At 62.8% G+C, this 20,490-nt stretch carries 13 protein-coding genes and 1 pseudogene; 8 read left to right on the top strand and 6 right to left on the bottom strand.

The genetic code is table 11. The annotated features are described in order from the left end of the window. Window positions 1–74: 74 nt before the first annotated feature. Window positions 75–212, top strand: coding sequence for a hypothetical protein (locus KWG56_RS18740; protein ID WP_244999663.1), 138 nt, complete (start codon window positions 75–77; stop codon window positions 210–212). 39 nt (window positions 213–251) lie between these two features. Here KWG56_RS18740 and KWG56_RS19045 read toward each other — a convergent pair. Together KWG56_RS19045 and KWG56_RS05930 are read right to left on the bottom strand one after the other, a co-directional pair. After that, a pseudogene (locus KWG56_RS19045) lies at window positions 252–341 on the bottom strand (hypothetical protein); the annotation flags it as partial. A gap of 125 nt (window positions 342–466) precedes the next feature. Next, window positions 467–2,188: a hypothetical protein gene (locus tag KWG56_RS05930; protein WP_219354093.1), complete on the bottom strand. Its 1,722-nt coding sequence runs from the start codon at window positions 2,186–2,188 to the stop codon at window positions 467–469. A gap of 425 nt (window positions 2,189–2,613) precedes the next feature. Here KWG56_RS05930 and KWG56_RS05925 point away from each other — a divergent pair, with 425 nt between their 5' ends. The 5 genes from KWG56_RS05925 (at window position 2,614) to KWG56_RS19040 (ending at window position 6,182) form a co-directional block, all read left to right on the top strand. After that, the gene (locus KWG56_RS05925; protein WP_219354092.1) at window positions 2,614–3,810 is read left to right on the top strand and encodes a hypothetical protein; all 1,197 of its coding nucleotides are present in this window, start codon (window positions 2,614–2,616) and stop codon (window positions 3,808–3,810) included. After that, complete coding sequence (locus tag KWG56_RS05920; RefSeq protein ID WP_219354091.1) at window positions 3,798–4,274, top strand: hypothetical protein; 477 nt, start codon at window positions 3,798–3,800, stop codon at window positions 4,272–4,274. The genes KWG56_RS05925 and KWG56_RS05920 overlap by 13 nt, the downstream gene beginning before the upstream one ends. 410 nt (window positions 4,275–4,684) lie before the next feature. Continuing rightward, complete coding sequence (locus KWG56_RS19105) at window positions 4,685–5,122, top strand: PD-(D/E)XK nuclease family protein (RefSeq protein ID WP_219354090.1); 438 nt, start codon at window positions 4,685–4,687, stop codon at window positions 5,120–5,122. After that, window positions 5,123–5,698 carry a hypothetical protein gene (locus tag KWG56_RS05910; RefSeq protein ID WP_219354089.1) on the top strand — a complete coding sequence of 192 codons (576 nt, stop codon included), beginning with the start codon at window positions 5,123–5,125 and terminating at the stop codon, window positions 5,696–5,698. It abuts the gene before it with no gap. Window positions 5,699–5,756: 58 nt separating this feature from the next. Then, window positions 5,757–6,182 carry a thermonuclease family protein gene (locus tag KWG56_RS19040; RefSeq protein ID WP_219354088.1) on the top strand — a complete coding sequence of 142 codons (426 nt, stop codon included), beginning with the start codon at window positions 5,757–5,759 and terminating at the stop codon, window positions 6,180–6,182. On the opposite strand, the gene queE is transcribed toward KWG56_RS19040, so the two are convergent. Beyond that, a complete protein-coding gene (gene queE, locus KWG56_RS05900; protein ID WP_219355210.1) occupies window positions 6,179–6,814 on the bottom strand; it encodes a 7-carboxy-7-deazaguanine synthase in 636 nt (211 codons plus the stop codon). The two genes, KWG56_RS19040 and queE, sit on opposite strands and share 4 nt — an antisense overlap. 235 nt (window positions 6,815–7,049) lie before the next feature. Between queE and KWG56_RS05895 the strand changes: the two genes are divergently transcribed. Together KWG56_RS05895 and KWG56_RS05890 are read left to right on the top strand one after the other, a co-directional pair. Then, window positions 7,050–9,332, top strand: a complete 2,283-nt coding sequence (locus KWG56_RS05895; RefSeq protein ID WP_219354087.1) for a hypothetical protein — start codon at window positions 7,050–7,052, stop codon at window positions 9,330–9,332. Next, window positions 9,329–15,685 carry an AAA domain-containing protein gene (locus KWG56_RS05890; RefSeq protein WP_219354086.1) on the top strand — a complete coding sequence of 2,119 codons (6,357 nt, stop codon included), beginning with the start codon at window positions 9,329–9,331 and terminating at the stop codon, window positions 15,683–15,685. The genes KWG56_RS05895 and KWG56_RS05890 overlap by 4 nt, the downstream gene beginning before the upstream one ends. On the opposite strand, the gene KWG56_RS05885 is transcribed toward KWG56_RS05890, so the two are convergent. The 3 genes from KWG56_RS05885 to KWG56_RS05875 are packed head-to-tail and all read right to left on the bottom strand — an operon-like array spanning window position 15,682 to window position 20,424. Beyond that, a complete protein-coding gene (locus KWG56_RS05885) occupies window positions 15,682–16,377 on the bottom strand; it encodes a hypothetical protein (protein WP_219354085.1) in 696 nt (231 codons plus the stop codon). The two genes, KWG56_RS05890 and KWG56_RS05885, sit on opposite strands and share 4 nt — an antisense overlap. Further along, window positions 16,374–19,634, bottom strand: coding sequence for a hypothetical protein (locus tag KWG56_RS05880; RefSeq protein WP_219354084.1), 3,261 nt, complete (start codon window positions 19,632–19,634; stop codon window positions 16,374–16,376). The genes KWG56_RS05885 and KWG56_RS05880 overlap by 4 nt, the downstream gene beginning before the upstream one ends. After that, entirely contained in the window at window positions 19,627–20,424 is a 798-nt protein-coding gene (locus KWG56_RS05875) for a hypothetical protein (protein WP_219354083.1), read from the bottom strand. The genes KWG56_RS05880 and KWG56_RS05875 overlap by 8 nt, the downstream gene beginning before the upstream one ends. Between the last annotated feature and the right edge of the window lie 66 nt (window positions 20,425–20,490).

Here is a 20,490-nt window from a genome sequence, read left to right as displayed (position 1 = left end):
GATTAGAGGCCGAGGCCGCAAGGATTTGCGGTCCGCCCCGCCAGGCGTACCAGTATTCAAACACCCGATTGCCTTTGGCGCGCCTGATCCTATGGACGCCGGGCAAGATCCGGGTGATCGGCAATGAATCGAGCGAGTTCGACATCGGCCCTGTTCACGTTCGGTTCCTGATCAGAATCCAGACCGGCCAGTTGGTCAAGATGGGCGTCTAGCGCCTTTCGATCGTACCGACGGCGTGTGCCGAGGCGGACGTGGCCGAATGTCAGCCTGCGAACTGACGCAAGCGGTAGGCCCAGATAGGCCGCAGCTTCACTTTCGGTCAGCAGCCGGGGTTCAGTCACCGCGCACTCTCCCGTCTGTCTCCTTTGGACGGCAGGATCAACGAGGTTTCGCCGATTTTACACCCGTAAGGGCGCTGTAGGCAGACGACCCAGCATGACGGCGAGACTGGCTCGCGCTAGTCACGCTATCGCTTCAGAAATTCCTGAGGGCTTGGTTCCTCATCGGCCTGATCATTGAGGTCGACGCCCTGCGGGTTCCAGATTTCCAAACGACTGCCGCGCGCGATGATTTCCTCAAGTCCGACGCCCGCCGTGAACGCCACGACTAGACCAGCCAGTTCCTGGAATAGGCTTCCGAATAGCGCGCCCACGAATCCGGCCAGTACGATGAAGCCGGCGCTCGTAGCGAGATACTCAGGGCGTAGGAACTTTGACGCGCGGGCCCGTAACACGAGCGTTCTCCAGCGGAAGAACTCCTTGGCCGCGCCGCCAACCGCACCAACCAAGGCCAACCCAATCCAAGGGGGAAGTTCGAGTGGCGGCGGTGGGGGCGGGGGCGATGGGGGCGGGGGGGCGACATAGTTGAACTCCCCGACTACGAGCTTTCCATCAGCCAAGGTCGCAAGGTCTAGCATCCAGTTACTAGTTGGGTCGTTCATCTGCATCACCCAGGTCGCAGCCAGGTTGAGTGTGGTGGGCGCAGGCCATGGAGATGGCCATCCGTCAGGCCCACTCGGCTGATTGGATGCATGCTCGGGAACGCCGCCGTCGTCGGCGCCGAACATCGCAAGAATGAAGTTCTGGGACTGAGCGCTGTACACCCTGCCGACGACGCTAACGCCATTGGATTGGGCGGCGCTGGAGTTGCAGTAGAGCAGCAACGCGCCGTTGAGAGCCTTTGCGACTGAGCCAGACACCTCGACTGGGGCGGCCTGACCGGGGATGCGAAAGCCGGCACCCCCATTCGCCGCCTCGCCGATCACGGCGAGCTTCAAGCCGCTAGATCGCAGGCTAATGAGTTCACCTTCCACCTCCGCCGGCGACTTGCCGGTGAGATCGATCATTCGAACGCCTTGGCGAAGAAGCGTTGATTTGATCCGGGCGCCATGGTGGGCGAACTGCTCTGCACGGTGCTGGGTCATGCCCCATTGCAGGCCTTGAGCGATAGTTGTGGGTAAGGCGAAGATCACGGCGCGATCATCGCCGATGCGACCCTGAGCTAGGCTAATGAGCGGTTCCATCGCCTCTGCGTCGCGAGGCAGTTTGATGATCGTCGTGGCCTTTGGCAGCCTGTTCAACAGGAGCGGATCTATCTCGACGTCATCGACGACGATGTGCTCGATCCGCCACTTCCGTAAGAGTTCTGGAAGGCGCGCTGGTTTGTCGCCTGATTTGAACAGTGCGTCGAACTCGCCGGCCCAGCCTTCCATAACGGCGCCATGTTCGACGCCTGGAATGTCGACGTCCTCGCGAAACCGGGGTGCGTTCGAGTAGAAGTAGACCATCTCGACGGTCTGTCCGTCTTCAGCCTTGCCAACATTTCCGGCAATGGCGTTTTCGAAGTCTTCGATCGCCGCCTGAGACGCCACAGTCCTCAGTTCTTCCTCATACTGCGGCTCTCCGCGCCGGGGATCCGAGTGAGTCTGGATCACCGTATCGACGTAAGTGCGCTGGTACGCCGCTTCATCGCGGATGTTCTCTCCAGAGGGCTTGCGGATGAGAAGATATCGACGGCCGCCGACTATTTTATCGACCGCTGGTCTCAGAGCCTCAGTTGATTGAAAAAGGATCTCCCGCGCTGCCGCAGCGCTGGGCTTGGGGCACCAAGTTTGCGCCGTTGCGATCAGTGGCGCGATGACGATTAGCGCAGCAACCCATAGTGCAACGCGCCTTGCGTGATCAGCCATCTCAAGCCCCCGATATGACACCAGCTCCGGCAAACGGTATCGACGGGATCGACACCGGCGATGACGTCGGCAGTTGAGGCGCTAGTGCGTATCGCGCTGCGGTTCGGCGTGCATCGGACCCAAATTCCGTCAGTTGGACGACCTGAAGACCAACGGTTTGTGAAAGTGATGCGCCAACCTCGGTGCGAATGACAATGTGGGGTTGTTTAAGAGGGCGGGGTTGCAACGCGAGGGCGTGATATGCTTGGTTGCAGATAACAACGTTCGCTGCGGGGGTGGTGGTGTTTGCTAGATTGGGAGCGGCGGCCGCGTGCATCGCGGCGACGTTAGCGCTTGGCGCCTGCGGATCACTTCGAAGCGACCTGCCTTGGACAAACACAAGCGCAGTCCAGACGCCTGTGTACAGCGCAAACAAGGTTCTTTTTATGGAGCCGGTGCCCGACGAGGCGCGCTTCGCAGCCCTCAAGGAGGGCTATGAGATGGCAGCGTCCGCGGGTGCGGATGCCACGACGCCTGGGGTCCGCCGATCGGTACGCAACCGACAGCCGGTCGCCATCGTAGCGTCGCGGGCCTTCATACCCGCCGACCTGCGAACTTGTTCACCTCGGGCGAGCGACATCCTGTTTCCGCGAGGCCGAGACGTCGCCGTGCTTCTCGACGTGTCGACCTCGGCGGAGAAGCAGGATTTTATCGCGGTCTGGTACCAGCGGGATGTATCGCCTGGCGAATTGCTCACTTTCCAGGACTTGCTCGTCTACAGCAGCGACGCCTGGGATGCGAAATACCCACCCTACTTTAGGTTGCGGTTAGTCGATGTCTCCGCCGAGCGGAATACTGCCGTCGGGGCGCTGCTCGGCCAAATCCGCTCATCGTCTGACACGATCACGAGCATGATCGGCGCTGCCGGCGCCGCACCGATCGTCAGCATCGGCGCGCTCGCAGCCGACCAGGTGCTTGCCAATGACCACAACCGTTCGCTGGTGGATTTCACCTTCCAACTCTACGGCGCCCACCTTCTGGGCGAAGCCGGCGGCATGCCTCTCGGGGTGTTGCAGACGGGCGGCATGCTGATCACTGCTCCGCCTTGCGGTGAGACGAACGACTACTGGTCGCATTCGTATCAGTATGACCATCGCCTGAATCGCGTTCTGAACGACGCGGGCGTGGTTCAGAGTTCCCCCTTCATCCTGACTACGGTTCTAACAGCGGATCTTGCGGTGCCGCAGATCGTGAGGACGCGCTCTAACGAAATCGTCCGTCGTCTCACCGACCCTCAAGTCGTGCAGAGCGAACTCGGCGAGGCGCAACAGGACGCAGCCAAACTTGTGAATGCGTTGGGCGCCCTCAGCGAGCGCGAGGCATTCCGGCGCAGGCCGTCAAAAGAGGCGTTTAAGATCCTCGTCGAGAGGGTGGGCCGCCTCATGCCTGACCTTGATGCGGTGGAAGCGGGTTTTCTGCTCGACGCCTTCTATCAAACGACCGGGAGTTCACAGGTTGACGCAGACGGCTATGCGGCTTGGCTGACGCGTTGTTCGGCAGCGGCGGCGTTCAATGAGGAGAGCGCACGCTTTGTCGTCGACAAGGCCGTGAAGGGTACGGATGGTGCGCCATGCTGGATATGAAGCGACAGGCCTCCTTACTTGCTGCGGTTGGGTGTCTGGGGCTGTCAGCAAGCGGATGCGCCTCCGCAAAGTACACTAACGCCTACCTTGGCGGTTACACGGGCGGAGTAGGCAGCGTGGGCAACCCTATGCTCTATGATGCGGCGGCAATCTCGGTGTTGCTTCGGGAGGCAGGTCCCGACGAGGCGGAAAACCGGACTGACCTCGTCACTAGCCGTTTGCGGGACGCCGGTTTTGAGCCTGTATACTATCCCGGACCGCGTGTGATCGTGCTTCGTCCTGGCGGAAAAACCCTCGCCGTCCATTACGCCCTGCGACTCGAAGGGAAACGAGCGACTCTAGCGCCCTTGATGGCGTGGGACATGGGGTTGGGCGGCGCTGGTGTCAGACCTATCAGCCTGCCCGGGATGAGGAATGACCTCCGCGATATTTCCGAGAAGGTCGCCGCGGCGCTGTCGAACTGATTTCGCCGCCGGGAAAGTCTAGGTCAGTCACCAAGCTTGCGCGTGACGGCGACACGGTGCGACAGTCCCGCTCCCCCACGCACTGAAAGCCTTCGATTGCAGTCCCAAGAGACAGAACGGTTGACAGGAGCTGGCCAGTCGTTGGCCATGCGTGAGCGATCCGAAGTCGAGCGACTGCGCACGTTTCTTGGGGCTTTTCGCGACGTCAATCGGCCGGGGCCCGGGGTCCAGCAGCCATCTGTGACGACCGACCGGATGAGCGTGGTCGTCAGCACGCTTGCCAGTCGGTTGAACGAGCAACGGTCCCGTTCTCCGGCCGGGAATGTCTGGGAGACCGCGGGACTCGGTCGCGACGAAGTGCGGATCTCCAAGGTGCTGGGTGGTGGCTCAATCCGCTCGCATCGCACGGAATGGCCATCCCGTTCGCTGCGGCGCTCTGGCGAGAGGCCGCCGGCGAAACCGCGACGGAGTTTGATCTTCGCCTACTCCGGCGTAGTGCGGTCGAGGTGTGCCCATTGGCGGATCAGGCGGACCGGGTGGACATATCCCTTGAGGGGGATGACTTCGTGCTCTTCATCGAGGTCAAGGTGGATGCCAATCTGCAACCGGACCAGTTGGGACGCTATGCTGAAGCGGCCAGGCGTTCGGCCTCCCTTAGAAGCAAGCTGCGGCATGCGGTGATCTATCTTGCGCCGTCATTGACCTTGCTGCCTGACACCTGCGTCTGGATCGATTGGCGCCGGACGGCCGGCGCCTTGATGGCGGCCTCTGACGCAGTGCCCAATGCCTACGATCGACAATCGGCGATCCAGTTCGCCGAGTACATCACTCGCTTTGAGAAGGCCTAGATGAACAATCCTGACCTCGATCGGTTGATCGTCGAGAGCGTCGTCGACCTCGACGCTGCGGCGACGCGGATGGATCAGTTGCAGTCCTTGTTGTGGGATGCGCAAGCGACGACGCTGCGAGCTTGGGCGGCATCTAATGGCTGGCTTGGAGAGTTTGATCCGAAGGGCGATCTTCGGGTTTGGCCCAAGCCGTGGGATGGCGACGGCGTGCCTAAAGCGGCGTTTTCCCTCGCTGCAGGGCCTGACAACGTCGACCTCGGTCACTATTTTGAACTCCTGGGTTTGTTGGGCGCCGGCGGCGCGCGAACCGCTCTTTGGTTTCAGTACAAGGGACCGCGGCCTCCCTGGAAAATCGCGGCGAGGCAGGAGGCTGAAACTCTCGCCGGTTACGGGTTCATCTGGACGGCCTCCGCCCATTTTCAAACCGATTGTACGCCCGTCTATGCGGAGATGATCGATAGTGTCGAAACCGCCGACTACGCACCCATGACGGTAAAAATCACTTCCGCCCTTGAGCGCACTAAGGCGGCAGTTCCGGACTTCACCCGTCTATTGAGCAGCCTGGGCGCGTTATAGAACGGCGACGCACCGGCGCTTGCGTACAGACTAATGAGAATCGCGGCATGGCGGCGTCATGATCGCCGCCGTTCTCGTCTGCACCTCTCTCTTGATGTCCGATGGCGACAGCGGTCGCTGCCGCCTCCAGAGCGGCGAGACCCAACGTGTAAGGCTGCAGGGTATCGATGCAGCCGAAGTTTCGCCCTACACCCGCTGCCGTCAAAGGCCGACCATATGGGCTTGTTCGGCGGCAGCCCGCCCTTGGGGGCCGCGCGCTACCGTTCGGGCCCGCGAACTCGCTTCGCAGGGCGCAGTCTGCACCGTTCTGGATACTGACCGATACGGACGTCACGTCGCGACCTGCAGGGTGTCCGCCGGGGATCTGGGGGGGATCTTGGTTCGTGAGGGTCTGGCTATCTCAGATCCGGGCTATGCCAATCCCTACGGGGACGAGCAGGCCGAGGCGCAGCGGCGCCGACGCGGATACTGGGCTTCCCGCTAACGGACCCCGATGTACTTGTGGGTCTGCACGCTGAGGCGCCACTGCGGATGAGCGAGGCAGTACTCGATCGCGGCGGCCGTGTTGGCGGCCTGATCCGGACCGTCCATCGGCTGGAGCCAAAATCGCTCAAACTCCAGATGTTCGAACCGCTCCGGCATCGCCAGAGGTTGGGGGAAGACAAGCTTCATCTCCGCGCCAGTGAGTTGAACGACGGGCGCTGCGGCCTTCGGACTAACGCAGATCCAGTCGATCCCCGCTGGAGCGCTCAAGGTGCCGTTGGTCTCGACGGCGATAGAGAAGCCCCTGGCTTTCAAGGCTGCGATCAACGGAGGATCGAGTTGGAGGAGGGGCTCTCCGCCGGTGCAGACCACAAGCCGGTGGTCAGCGGCGTCTGTCCGCCAAAATGCGGCGACGTGATCAGCGACCTGATTTGGGGTCGAGAATTTTCCGCCACCGTCGCCATTCGTGCCGACGAAATCTGTGTCGCAAAAGGTGCAGACCGCCGATGCGCGATCCCGCTCTAGGCCGTTCCAGAGGTTGCAACCGGCGAAGCGGAGGAAGACAGCCGGGCGGCCGGCTTGCCCGCCCTCGCCCTGGATCGTCAGGAAGGCTTCTTTGACGGCGTAGGTCATCATAAGGGGATTCCGCTGCTTCGGAGCGGTGGTCAATCGGTAGCTTGGCGTCGGACCGTCGGTGGGCGCTGATCGAACAGCGGTGGCGCTTTTGAGGTCGTGATCGAACACTCGTGCCGCGAGCGGCAGGCTAGCGCTTGACGGGCCGTGGGGCTGGCGACAGCTTGGGGTAGGGCAGCCAAGAATCGGCTGTTGGGGAGCGGCCAAGGCTTTGAAAAATTTTAGCGCATCCACGGTGAAGTCGTGGTTCCAGTATCGCTGCGAGCGAAAGGTCCGGTACGAACTTTCGACTGACGCGGAACTTGCAGCTGTTCCCGTCGTCAAGGATGTGCGCGAGGCCCGTTGGGCGACGCTCGGCAACCAGTTTGAAGAGCGCGTCGTCGCACGGTTGGCGTCAGAGGCGTCAGTTCTGCGCCCCGCCAATCCTAATGAAAGCCTATCCGAGCGTCTGACGCTTGCCTTCCTTCGGGGCGAACGGTCCGAAACCTATGCGGCGCAGATCAATCTCAAACCAGGCCGCATTCCCAGATTCCTGGAGGGAACGGGGCTAAACCTCAACCGCAATATCGCTGACCTCCTGCGACGAGACGTTCTACCGGATGGGCGGGTCCGATTTACGGTGATCGACGTCAAGGCGACGCGGCGCGCGACCTTGTTTCATAAGAGCCAGGTCGCGTTCTATGTGCGCGTCCTTGAAGAACGCCTCGCCGAAATCGGCGTGACTGGCCGTGTCGTTCTCGATCGCGAGGGCGAGGTCTGGCGGATTCCCGACGATGGGACCGCCGATGGCGATCGATGGCAGGCTGAGGTCTTTCACCTTCGACCCTATCTTCGACAGGTCGACGAGTTTTGCGCGCAGATGCTGCCGAAAATCGCCGAGAAGCGGATTGGGATCGGCCGATCCGATCAAACCTTCCATCACCTCTATTTCAAGTGCGAGCAGTGCGCCTTTCTGGACCATTGTGTTCAGACAATCGAACCGAGCCTTGGGGGAGCGCGGGACGTTTCGGCAGTTCCAGGCGTCAGCCACGAAGCCAAACGCGCACTGACGCGCATGGGAATAGACACAGTCGGCGCGCTCGCAACTGCGCATGGCCTCGCGAAGGCTCCCGGCGCCGGTTGGTCGCTGACCCGGAATGCGCCGAGATTGATCGCAAGGGCCAAGGCCTTGAGCGATGGCGAGGTCTTAAGGACCGAGGACGAGCACAGCTTCCTGATGCCGCCGCGCACCGACGTGAAGCTGCTCTTGTCGCTCGACTATGATCCTATCGACGATCGGATCGCGGCGCTGGGATATCGCAGGGTCGAGGCTGGGGCGGCTCCGGGGGAGGTGGTTCGCATTCCCGCTACCGCGTCCCTTCGCGATGAAGCGGATGCACTTGTGGACGTGCTCGGCAGGTTGATCGCAGACCTGACGGAGATCGACCGGGTCAATCGCGATGCCCTTGATCGAGGCGACGAAGCCTCGATGTTGTATGCCCACATCTTCTTCTATGAACCCTCTGAAGCGATGAGCCTGGAGAAGGCGGTTGGCCGCCATCTCCAAGATCCGCGGATCCGAACCGGTCTCTTGCACCTGGTCCGATTGTTCCCGCCTGAGGACGTTGTCCCGGAGCCCGAATTCAAAGGCGCGCACCATTTGCCCGCGACCGCTGTACGCAGCGTCGTCGAGCAGTTGTACGCTCTTCCGGTCGCCGTCGCCTATGACCTGAAACAGGTGAGTCAGGCCTTGGCGGTGAAGGGGGCGCAGACGCCCTACATCCCTGTGACCGCGTTTGAGCGCCCCTTCTCTTCACTGCTGTCGATCGATGTCATCCGAGGCCTGCGCGAGGCTGCAACAAACGCGCCTTCGATCGGTGCGATCACCCACGATGTCGGCGCCCGTCTCGACGCGCTTCAAGGGGTTATCGGCTGGCTCTACGCCGAACATGATCGATCTGCTGCAGAGGGACGGCCGCTACTTCGTTTGAGCAAGCGACCCTTCATATTCCACGAGACCTTCGATCCCCTGGACGCAGCGGATCTCGATGTCCTTCTCGCCTGCGAGCTCCTCGAGAACCGAGCCAAGCTGCTGGAGACGCTCGTGGGCCTTGCGCAACCGGCCAGCCGGCGGCGCGACGCGGGACGGTGTATGGCGGGCCTGGAACTGATGCGGACCACGCCTTTCGGGCAGGACAAGCTGATGGTGTTCCGAATTCCGCCTGTCAGTCAGGAAACGGATCTTGGGCCAAACGACTTCAAGCTGATCCTAACCGACGATGCGCCGGATCACCGCCTTGATGTCTCGTCCTGGCCCCTAGTCGAGGCGCGAATTCTAGCGCCAAGCGAAACAGATCTGGCCTTCCCCTATATCGTCAAGGTCGTTGTGCGACGTCACGTCTATGAAGGCGCGGTCTTCCAGGATCTGCTGAGAACGACGCCGATGAACGGTTGGCACCTCGATCGGCCGTTCTTTGATGTGAATACGATCAAGTCCGAGCGCTTCCTGCGCCATCTAGCAGCAGGCCAAGCGGCATGACGACACGCGACTACATCCTTCGTTTTCTCACCGACCCCGAGAGCTTCGCGGCGGGCGCGACTGATCCGCAGATTTGGTTGGATGCGCTCGACGGGATCACTGTGCCTCTCCTCGCCGAAGGGGCCGGCCCCCCTCTCCGCGACGCTCAGATCGCAGCATGGCGTGGACTCGCGCCGGCCCGTGCGGGCTTGGTGCTGGGCCCTCCGGGAACGGGCAAGACCCACCTGCTGGCCTGGCAGATCGTTGGCTACATCCTCGCGCGGCGGGCCGCTGGATTGCCAGCGCGTGTCTTCGTCAGCGCCTTCACCCGAAACGCTATCGGCAATCTGCTCGACAGTATCGCTTCGCGGGCCGCCATCGTCGCCCCCGATGAACTCGACACCCATTTTCTTGGGGCGAAGCCGCCAGCAGGCCTGTCTGACCAGATCAAACACAGGGAATCCGTTGCCAAAGCGGAGGGCGATGCAGCGTTTCGCGACCTCTCCGCGGAGGCGGTGGTGGTCGGCGCCTCGGTTTGGCAACTCCACAAGCTGTTGTCTCACAAGAACGCTCCTGGCGATGGCCATGTCGCGCCGATCTTCGACCTCGTGTGCATCGATGAGGCGTCGCAAGTCGTTTTGAGCCAGGGGCTTATGGCGCTGGCCGGCTTGAAGCCCGACGGTCGGATCGTCGTCGCAGGTGATGACCGCCAACTCCCGCCGATCCGCGCAGGACGCGACGTCGATGTGGCGGGACGCCAGTTGGGGGGATCGCTCTACGCCTTTATGAAGTCTGCCGGCGCCCCTGAGTTTGCGCTAGATGAGACCTTCCGCCTCAATGGACCGCTGACGGCTTTCCCGGAGAAATCCTTCTACACAGGCCAGTACCGATCTGCGGACGCCGTTCGCGAATCCAGGCTCGCCCTACGGCCTGATTGGCGAGAGGGGCTAGACCCGTGGGAGTCCTACGTCTTGGATCCCGACTGGCCCGTCGCAATCCTTGTCCATGACGGCCCGCCTGCGGCGAGCAATAATCCGTTCGAAGCCTGGGCAAGCGCTCGGTTGCTCGAGAAACTCGCCGAGCGGATGGCTGACGTTCGGGACGCCGAGGGCGCCTTCCGACCGGAGTTGTGGCGCGAGCGCATGGCTGCAGTCAGCCCGCACCGCGCTCAAAACGGGGCCATCAGAGCGGCGCTTGCGACGGCGCTGCGCCCAAACGCCTTTGTCGAAACTGTGGACCGGATCCAGGGGAAGGAGCGGGACGCCGTCGTCTTCTCCTATGCCGTCGCCGATACGGAGTTCGCGCTCGCTGAGGCTGACTTCATCTTCGCGCCAGAACGCCTCAATGTCGCGATCACACGTGCAAGGCACAAACTGATCGTTCTGATCAGCCGCCGCCTATTGGACGCCGCGCCGGTCGATCAGGAACAGATGAACAAGGCGGAACTGCTCCGTGAATTCGTCTTCGGCGCGGATGTGACCCGGGAGGTCGTCGTCGTCGATAGCACCGGGGCTCAGATCAAGGTTCAGGTGCGATTGGCTGGCTTTGACGACTCGTCCGAACTCCTCGACCCGCCTGTAAGGGAGTTGATCGAAGTTCGGCAGGAGGCTCAGGCTCTGACCGATGCGGATCGTCATCTGCTGCAAGCGGTCCGCGATTTGGCTCTGGCGAGCGCCTATGGCACCGCCTCTGACTTCCAACTCGAGGCGCGATTGGGGCGTAAGCCGGTCTTGCCTGGATTGGCGCGGCTCCAAGCCAACGGATTGGTGGAGCTCCGTCATCAGGCCAGCGCTCGCGGCGGTTTTTGGGTCGCCAGGCCGCTCGAACCGGCGCGCCGGATATTCCCAGTCGATTTCGACACAGTCCGAGGCCGGGCCGAGGAAGTCATCAATCAGGCGCGACGTGGCAAGAAGCCCTCGCTCTATGAGGACGTGCGTCGCCAGTTCGCTTGGGTGAGCCCTGAGGGGCGCGATTTGGCACGACCCGTGTTTGATCGTCTCCGTGACGATGCCCTGGTTCGATACACCAGCGAAGGGGACAAGCTACGGCTGGAGTGGATCGGGAGTGAAACGGCCGAGCCGCCGCCTGCGCCGCCGCCCGCGCCGGAGCTTTCAGACGCCGACTTCCAGGTGCTGAACCTGCTGGAGGATATCGAGGCGAAGCGGATCAACTTCGGAGTATTTGAAGGGTGGACGTCGACCGCCAGCTTGGCTGATGGATCGCCCTTCTCGCGATCAGCCGTCCAGCAGGCGCTCGGACGCCTCGAGGCGGCCGGATGGGTCCTGATGGCGGGGGATGGACGCATCCGTAGTCGGATGGCGGAACTCGCGCGCGAGGTTCGCTACGTCAAACAGAGGTTTGCACGCGACGACGCCGATGAGCGGCCTTTCCTCGTGAGAAGCTTAAAGGTCGAACTACGAGATCGAGATAAGCCGGTCCGCAGCGAACCTCTGGCCGACGTGATTGAGGCCCTGGCTGCAACCGCGACAGCAGAGCACGCACAAGCGTTACGGGCCCTAGGACGGGGCTTGCAAACCCTATGGGGAGACGACGCGGCGATCGCCGGGTTCCAAAGTCGGAGCTTGGAAGCGCTGACGCGCGCTTGGAACGGTGATGGTCCCGAGGCGGCGGTCATTTCGGCGGACACCGGCTCCGGGAAGACAGAGGCCGCGGTTCTGCCGCTGATCGCCGGGGCCGCGGCTGACCGGCTGGCGGGTGTGAACGGCGTTCGCGCCATTCTCGCCTATCCCCGGATCCGTCTGGCGACAAACCAAGCCCAACGCCTGGTACGCTATGCGGCGATGTTGGAGGCCCAACCGGGGGTTCCGATCGTCACCGTGGGAATCCAGTTCAAGGGTACGCCCAGTCAACTCGACGGTTTGAAGGCCTGGGATCTCGAGGAGGGTTGGCGCGCCCTAGGCGACGGCGAACTGATCTTCCCGCTGTTCGGTTGCCCGAGTTGCGAGAAGGATCTTCATCTCTATTGCGAAGGCGGCGTGGACGGCGCCGACCGGTTGTCCTGCGTCGCCTGCGACTGGACGTTCGGTGGATGGATCGGGAGCAAGCGGGGGCTGAGAACGACCCCGCCAGCGCTCTTCATCATCACGACGGACTCGCTCCACCAATGGCTCCACAACCCACAGGCCGGTCGGCTATTTGGTGACGACCCCGAGTTTGCGCCGCCTCGGGCGCTTATGGCGGATGAGATCCACCTCTACTCCCATGTGCATGGGGCCCAGGTCGCGCTGGCGCTGCAGCGGCTAGCGGCCCGGGTTGCGATCAATGCGCCGGATGCGCCGCCGATGCTTATGGTGGGAATGAGCGCCACCCTTGGCGACCCCGCTCTGACGTGGGGGCGGCTCTGCGGGCGCAGCCAAGTGCTTTCGCTCGCCGCGCGCCCTGAAGAGAAACAGACCAATCCGCGCGGGCGTGAATACTTCTACTTCATCCAGCCTGAGGTCGAGTCGCGGGGCGCCGACATCGCAGGGGCTTCGACGACCATCCAAAGCCTGATGTGTTTGGCTCACGGGATGCGCCGACGAACTGACGACGAGGGCGGATTCCGTAGCGTCGTCTTCCTGGACTCCATCGACAAGGTTCGTCGATTGCACGGCGATTACACCGATGCCGAGGATGGACGGAAACTGGCGGCCTATCGAACCCGCCAGTATCCGGAGGATCCCGCGACAGGCGAGTTGCCGTCTGAATGCTGCGGTGAACCACACGGTTGCGACCGGTTCCAGGGCGGGGAGTGCTGGATTTTCGCAGCGACCGATCCAGCCCAGGTCGGGGCGAGCGGCCTTCGTCGCCCTGGCCAGTCGCTCAGCGTTATCGATCGGCCTGTGACCTCAGCCTCGACGGGGCGGGTTGAGGACGCCATCAAGGCCTCAGATGTTGTGTTCGCGACCTCATCCCTGGAGGTGGGATACGACGACCCGGACATCACCCTGGTCTACCAGCACTACGCGCCTCAGAACCTGGCAAGCTTCGTCCAGCGAAAGGGGCGGGGAGGTCGGGGCAGCGACGACCGGCCCATAACGGCGGTCACGCTTTCAATCTATTCGAGCAGAGACAGTTGGTGGTTCCGTCGGCCGTGGACGATGCTTGAACCGGTCGGCTTCGACAGTCCGCTCAATCCGGACAACTATTTTGTGCGCAGGGGGCAGATCGTCTCGGCCATGCTTGACGGCTTCGCCCGGCATGAACGGCGCTTTGGAGCCTTCAATCTGATCTCTCCGCCAAAGGCGGCGTTGGATGTTGCCGCTGGAATGGTGCGGGGTGTGTTCGGGCGTGACGCTTGGGCGGAGCAGGGGCAGACGATTGGCGAGTTTTGGGGCAGCGCTGTATCTCAGCGACGAGGGACAGGCGCGCCGCGTGGGCTCGCAGAACTGCGGAGCGAACTCGACTGGGCGCCTAATCTCCTGTTCGATTCCATCAATCTTCCGCAACTCGATATTCGCCGTCCGAACGACGCCACGGCGCGGCCTGAGGATGTGTCGCTGGCCGCAGCTTCGCTTTCGCCGGGCGCGGCGACGCGTCGCTATCATCCGGTGGAGGTCGATTGGAGGCCGCCTACCGCCGGCCTGGCGCCTTGGTTCGCACCGGAAGACTACGAAGCCGCTCAGAAGCCGGAGCCATTCGGCGCCGACGCCAACGGCTGGCTGGACCGGTTGCCGATTGAAGCGCGACCATTACTGCCAGGGCTCTCAAGTTTCTATGTCCGGCCTCGTCAGATCACGCTTCAGCGCTTGGGGCAGATGCACGGCGCGACCTGGGTGGCGGACTGGGAGCTAAACAGCGCCGATCAACTGAGCCCAGCCTCGGGGGGACCGACCAACCGGCAGGTCAGCCATCAGTCCCATAGCCACCTGCGCGGCTTCCCAATCGTCAAGCCGAGCGATGAGGCGGCCCGACCCTCCAACGTTTCCGGTCTGGCGGCTTGGGTTGACCGGTTGGATGGCTTCCTGGGGGATGGGATCGGCGGGAAAACGACAGGCCTTGGCCTCGCACGGGTCTTTTGGGGCGCCGACGCGGAGCTCGTGCTGTCAGGCCCGCCACGGGAGGTGGTCCCCGTCTCGCAGGTGTTCACATCGCCCGGCGCCGGCCCAACGCTGCATGGCTATCATGTTCAGACTGAAGGCGTGCGGTTCCGTCTGAATAAGGATCGGATCGACGCTTTCGTCGCCGCCGAACTGGCGCGTCTGTCAGGAGATCCGCAGGCCAAGAAGCGCCTGTTGGGGCTCTTCGTTCGGTGGAAGGTCGAAAGCGGCGCCCAGGCGCTGGGACTGAACATGTTCCAGATGCGCCGTGCAGGCGAGATCATTGTCAGCGCCTTGGCCGTACCCGCCTATGCCGACCGTCTTCGTCGGGCGGCCTTCCTTTGGAACGCCGGCGATATCGCCGCCCTTTTCGAGGCTGTTCGCGCAGATCTGTTGACCTGCCATCCACTCCTGTCGGCTGATCGGGTAGAGAAGGTCGCGGAGGCCTTTGGTGATGCGCGCATGCACCCCGTCCTCTCGTCAGCCCTGCGTGACGCCGACGACGAGGCTAAACTTGGCGATTGGGTGCGCTCCACCCTGCTGCATAGCCTCGCGCTAAGGCTGAAAGACAGCTTCGTGCTCCTTGGTCACGGTGACGACCGCAAGGTCCTTGCCCATGTCACCTTGCCGATCCAGTTCGGCACGGACCCGGAGAGCAACGACGACATCACAGTCTGCGAGGTCGGCAATAACGGCGACGGTACGACCCGAGCCTTCCTAGATCGCAGCGCGCAGGCCGCTCAACACTGGCGCGACGGCTTCCTCACAGACTGCCCCAATGCCCGTGAGGACGCGGCGTTGACTCGTTTCTTTGCGATGGAGGAATGCCATACCCTCTGGCGTGGCCTAAATCCCAATGACCTAGACCAGTTGCGGACCATTGCCGAGCCGTTGGGGCTGGATGCCGACGCGCCTTTGCCGGCCGGTCTCCTCCGCATTCTGTACGGGGTCGAGGCGATCGGGGCGGAGCGGTTCGATCTCTATGATGTGGCTGGCGCCGTTCGCTCCGCGAGCGAGGAACTTCACACGCGCTTGGGACGAGCGCCTAGCGCTTGGGAAGTCACCAGTGCTGCGGTGAACGCCGCTGAGCAGAATGAAGGGGCGGTGCTTGGGCGACTGTTGGCCGCCTATGGCGCCGTAGAGGAGGGGCTACAGGTCGAAGGCCTTAGCCCTCGCGGTCGTTTGGCGGATCAGGTGTATCGCTTGAGCGCTCGCCTTTGCGTCGACGGTTGCCCGGCCTGCGTCCATCGACCAAGCGACATCATGAGCGAAGGTCTGATGGAGGCGTCGACGAGCCGGACCCTCGTGGCGCGCTTCTTGTGCGAGGCCTCTTAGCCACGCACATTGAACGCGCTGAGGGCGTTCCGGTCGTTCAGCCAACTTAGAACGGTCGGCGTCACCAAGCTGAGTGTGGCGGTCTGCATCACGACAGCGGCGAGGAAGTCGTCGACCTCCGCCTGGCCGGTGAAGGCCCGCATCGCCTCCAGAGTGCTAGAGCGGCGGGTCCTAAGCGCCGGAGCCCAGTCGATCAGACGGTCCTGACTCGTGTTCGGCTCAGTGAGCGCTCGCGCCTCCTGGCCGATCTTGACCAGTTCCGCCCCGATGGCCTCGGCGCCAGATATCTTCCCAAGGAGTTCTCCGACCGCAATCAGGCCATTAAAGTCGCTGTTCACAAGGTTTGACCAGTGGTCCTTGATCCGGTCAGTCAGCCCCGAAAGCGCTTGGTTCATCTGAGCGTAGTCGATGGCAACGCCGTCGAGGTCATCAGCGTTAGCTGCAGTTCCCAGGCTGCCGCCAAGGTCGTCAGCGACCGCGATGGCCTTCCCAATTCTCTGCCGAAGGGCGGCGTCGGCGAAGCCATCTAAATCCTCGACGCACTGGACGAGACGCAGGAGCAGCGCTGCGTGACGGGGCGCCTGTTCGACGGGCCTACGCGCGCGTTCGGCGGCGTCGCCGAAAGCGATGCTCTTCTTCGCCGAGGCGATGCGGGGCTCGAGATCCTCCAATAGGTCGAGAACGTCGGTCATTGATCCGCACCTTGGAGCTTTGCACGCGCTGTTTGAGCGGCGTCGGCCAAATCTTTGCCCGCCTTGTGAATGTCGTCGATATCGACGGATTTTGCAGCGTCTGCGACCAGGTCCTGGACGTGAGGCAGAAGCGCCTTCACTGCGGTTTCGCCGCGATTGAAGAGGTCCAGAGCGCTCGATAGATCGCCCGCGGGCGCCTCGATCAGCCACGCGAGGCCGGCGGCGTCCACTGGCAGATCGCCACCGTCTGGAGATAACCGCCAAAGCACGTCGATCAACCGGTCGTGCGCGGACCCGTCAAACAATCGTGCTTGCTTGCGATGCTCGTCGTCCCAGGCGCGAACTTCGGTGCTCGCCTTGCCGAGCATCTGCCGGCTGACCCTGTCGATTAGGTCGCTGAGGCGGGTGTCATGGTCACGGGGCGCCCGGCCGCGCAACAAGGCGAACAACCGTGTGGCGCGATCTCGCATCATGTCCGCTTCCGCCTTTGGAATACGGGGCAGGTGCGGCGCCATCTGGTCGAAGATCGCTCGTGCGCCGCGCCAGTCGGCGAACAGGAGGTCCTGAGTTGACGCCTCGACGCCGGGTGAAAACTTGAGAGTTCGGCGCAGATCTGCAAGCGCCTGGGCCGCCATGCTTGCGTCCGCCAAGCCACGGCCCTGAGCGTTTCCCTGCGGCAGGCTGATCATCAGTCGGAGGGCGTTGCGGACTTCAGCGTGGCGCCTGTCGCTCGCATTGAGTGCATCCTGCCAAGCGGAGGTCCGCACGCTTGGCGTCGTGGTTGGTTCGTCCTCGTCGCTCAGGAGCGCAGTCCATTGCGCCGCACTCGTCGCTGTCGGGAGAGCGCCGCCCCGAAGCCAGGCCCGGGCCGCCAAGGCCTGGGTCGCCGCCGCCGCCGGAGACCATCGCCGCCCGTCCGCTGTTCTCGGCAACACGCGGTCGAGATGCGCGCCGGCCCCTTGCTCCAATCTCCTCCCCAGCGTCGCCAAGCGTCGTCGGTGGAACTCTATTTGATTGCTCGTCAGATCGTCGTCGGCGCGCAGGCGTACATAGGCCTCTAGGCCATCGATGAGCCAGGTCTCGCGCGGGACGACAAAATGTGTGGCCCGGGCGAGTCCGGTCCCCGCGATCTTGACGTTCTCGCCTGTGAACACCTGCTCGAACGTGCGGCGGTCCGTGTCCAGTCGCCGCGGATCGATCTCTTTGAGGGCGGCGTAGACTATGCCGTTCCACTCTGACGAACTCGGAAGGATGCCGTCACTGCGCAGAGTCTCGATCTGATCGAGCATGCGCTGAAGGTCTTTTTTGGTTGCGGCCTTCGGCTCATTCGTCGGCCGAACGGGAGTAACTGGTCGTGGGCGTGGCGGAGCGAGCGGACGGGTCGGCGTTTCGGCGGTTTCCGCCGGTCGGTCGGGACCGGCTTCCGGCTTGCCAATCGAGGGAGCGATAGGCCTCTCCGGAGCGACTGTAGTCGCAGATTGGCCCGCGCCGAGCCAAGGCAGGGCGAAGGCTTCGAGAACCTCACGCGGCACGCCAGCATAGCGCTCGAAGCCGTCCTCCGAGGTCAGGTGTGGCCGTCTGTCTCCCCAGTACCGCATTAAGCGGGTCAAACGAACTTCGGTCTGAGGGTCCTCGGCGTGGTTCTGGATCACCATCCTCAAAGACGCGTCCAGCAGCGGTTGCTCGAGGTAGCGGGACTCGATCTCCGGGCCGGGGTAGGCGCCGGCCGTCATTCGTTCCGGCGTAAGGAGGGTAGGATTGAGAACGCCTTGAAGCATACCGCGGGGCGTACGGTGGGTTTGACCGTGATCGTCCGGTTTCAGGGCTTCATAGAAGCCATCGATCGCCTCGGCCGTGAAGGGAAACAGCCCGACCCCGTCGATGTCCCCAAAGGCATTGAAGCACGGATTAAGCCGGGGGCAGGTTTCGCAGGGATTTGGCGGCGCAAGGTTCTGATCCGTCCGATAGGCATCGCGCCAGTCCTGCAGTTGGTCGACGCCCGCGCGGACAGCAGAGAGGTATCGGCTGACGAAGCGGGTGCGGTCCCCCGTCCCCAAGGTCGCAATCTGCTTGACCTGTCCCTCGGAACTGACGCCGAGGCGGATCGAATGGGTGATCCGCTGCTGATAGTTGTTCTTGAGTTGGCGGTAGTATTCAGTCGTCAAACCGATCACGGAGATCAACGGGCAGACATCGCCGTCGCGTAGGGTGGCGTCGGCGACCAAAGCGTCGATCAGGCTGTCGTCCAACCCCTCCCACATCGTCACGTCTTCGAGCAGAAGCACGAGGCGACGACGCTCCTCGAGGGGCTTGGCTTCGTCCTGTCGGGCAAGTTCCAGCCTGAGGTCCATGAACAACTGCTTCAATGCGTCGGCTGAGACCCCGAGCACATCCTGGACCGCTTGGTTCCGCCGCGCGTTTAGAGCCTGCACCATCTGCAGCGTGTTTGGGATCTTCTCCGCACATTCGGTGCGGATCTCATCGAAACTGCGGCCTGCGTTGCGAGCCTCCTCGATGTGACTGCTCTCTGTTGAGAGTTTGCGGCCCAGTCGTTGGGCTTTCTCTGAATCTCCGGCGGAGTGGGTGTGCCAGATTTCGGCAATTTCCAGGACGTCAGGAATATCGAAGGTCGCGGAGGCTGAGTTGCGGTCTTCGCCGCCATTCATAATACCGAGCACCCGCGCGGGACCTTGCCAGTTCTCACGCACCTGGGCGGCGAGGATCAGCTTGTCGGGCTCAAACTCACGACACCATTCAATGTCCTCAGGCGGATCGTCAAAGTAGTTGACCGTCAACATGGCGCCGAGATTGGTCAGAAACTGGAACGCCCGTCCTTCGAGGCCTGCCGCATGTCGCTGGCCGAGGCGGTCGAACAGGTGCCCGAGTTCCCTCGGCAGTTTGTTGCGAAGTTGGTTGAGGGCGCCAAGGAGCGAGCCGTCGGCGCGTTGGATCAGCAGTACGAAATCGTTTGGGTTCGGCCAGTTGACCTGAAGCCATCTGATAAGGTGCGACTTGCCTGACCCTGGTTCACCCTGGACGACGCAGAAGGCGTGGCGACGGGTTGGGCTCGCCAAGGTCTCAAGCAGCCCTTCCTGGGTAGGCGACTGAAGGTCGAACTTCTCAGATGCGCCATCGAAGTCTCGGACCGGCGAGTGGGTCGCCAGGAAGATGGCGTCTTGAGCCGCCAAAGCCTGTGTCTGAAGAATGGCGTCGGCGTTTTCACGCGTCCAGCACGGTACGGCGAAGCCATCAGCCATTGGCCTGATCCTTCAGCGTGAGGGTAAGCACAGACTGGATCTTGTGGAATGGGTCATGGGTGAGGTCGACATATCCGATGGCGTCCCCGCGCCGCTCGAGTTCGATAATCCCCTCATCATGCAGGTCTCGCAGAGCCGCGCTCATGACATAAGAAAGGCGAGCGGGATCATCCATCAGCCCGCACCGCTTGGCGACGGCGGACCGGAGGCGCCCACGGTCGAGATAGGGCATCCGCTGTCCTAGGGTGTTGAGCACTCCATCAATTTCCAGCGGGGTGTCATAGGGAAGCTCGGCTCGTCGCAGTTCGATCTCAAGGCGCCGGGTAACGCCTGGTTGGAAGCTGAGTTGGTTCAAGGGGAGGTTTGACCCCAATCCAAGAAAGCTGATCCACCGTCGCCACGAGGCCTGTTTGGTGCTGTTGAAACGCCGCGCATCGCCTGCGGTGGGATCCCCCAGCGCCTCTTCGACGCGATCGGCAAAATCGCCAGCCGCCGCCCACTCAGAGCTTGATCCGTCGGCGGTTAGGCCGAGCCAGGCGAAGGTCTCCAGGACGATGTAGTCGGCATGGTCGGGGGCGAGGTCGACGAGGCGATCGTGGACCTCGTCCGCATAGGCGGCGTAACTGTCGAGCACGTTCGCGCCTAGGCGGTAGATCGATCCGTCCTGGACGAGGAGGTCCAAACTGGAGGCGGCGCTGACGGTCTGCTTATCCGCCGAACCGCGGGGACGTTCGCCGCCGTTCTCTTTGTAGGGCGGATTAAGCCAGGTCCAGAGCTCTTCTCTGGGCATTTGCCCGCCTTCGGCCGCAACGATCCTAATGGCGGACCAAACGGACTCTGGCGTGCCTTGAGTACT

Source organism: Brevundimonas nasdae, from assembly GCF_019395145.1.
Lineage (GTDB): Bacteria > Pseudomonadota > Alphaproteobacteria > Caulobacterales > Caulobacteraceae > Brevundimonas > Brevundimonas nasdae.
Note: the sequence above shows the minus strand (reverse complement) of the source record. Positions and strands in the feature narration are given on the sequence as shown.

Coding starts and splice junctions, on each gene's coding strand:
- KWG56_RS05930 (WP_219354093.1), bottom strand. CDS start 2,188: ATGGCTGATCACGCAAGGCGCGTTGCACTATGGGTTGCTGCGCTAATC.
- KWG56_RS05925 (WP_219354092.1), top strand. CDS start 2,614: ATGGAGCCGGTGCCCGACGAGGCGCGCTTCGCAGCCCTCAAGGAGGGC.
- KWG56_RS05920 (WP_219354091.1), top strand. CDS start 3,798: ATGCTGGATATGAAGCGACAGGCCTCCTTACTTGCTGCGGTTGGGTGT.
- KWG56_RS19105 (WP_219354090.1), top strand. CDS start 4,685: ATGGCCATCCCGTTCGCTGCGGCGCTCTGGCGAGAGGCCGCCGGCGAA.
- KWG56_RS05910 (WP_219354089.1), top strand. CDS start 5,123: ATGAACAATCCTGACCTCGATCGGTTGATCGTCGAGAGCGTCGTCGAC.
- KWG56_RS19040 (WP_219354088.1), top strand. CDS start 5,757: ATGATCGCCGCCGTTCTCGTCTGCACCTCTCTCTTGATGTCCGATGGC.
- queE (WP_219355210.1), bottom strand. CDS start 6,814: ATGACCTACGCCGTCAAAGAAGCCTTCCTGACGATCCAGGGCGAGGGC.
- KWG56_RS05890 (WP_219354086.1), top strand. CDS start 9,329: ATGACGACACGCGACTACATCCTTCGTTTTCTCACCGACCCCGAGAGC.
- KWG56_RS05885 (WP_219354085.1), bottom strand. CDS start 16,377: ATGACCGACGTTCTCGACCTATTGGAGGATCTCGAGCCCCGCATCGCC.
- KWG56_RS05880 (WP_219354084.1), bottom strand. CDS start 19,634: ATGGCTGATGGCTTCGCCGTACCGTGCTGGACGCGTGAAAACGCCGAC.
- KWG56_RS05875 (WP_219354083.1), bottom strand. CDS start 20,424: ATGCCCAGAGAAGAGCTCTGGACCTGGCTTAATCCGCCCTACAAAGAG.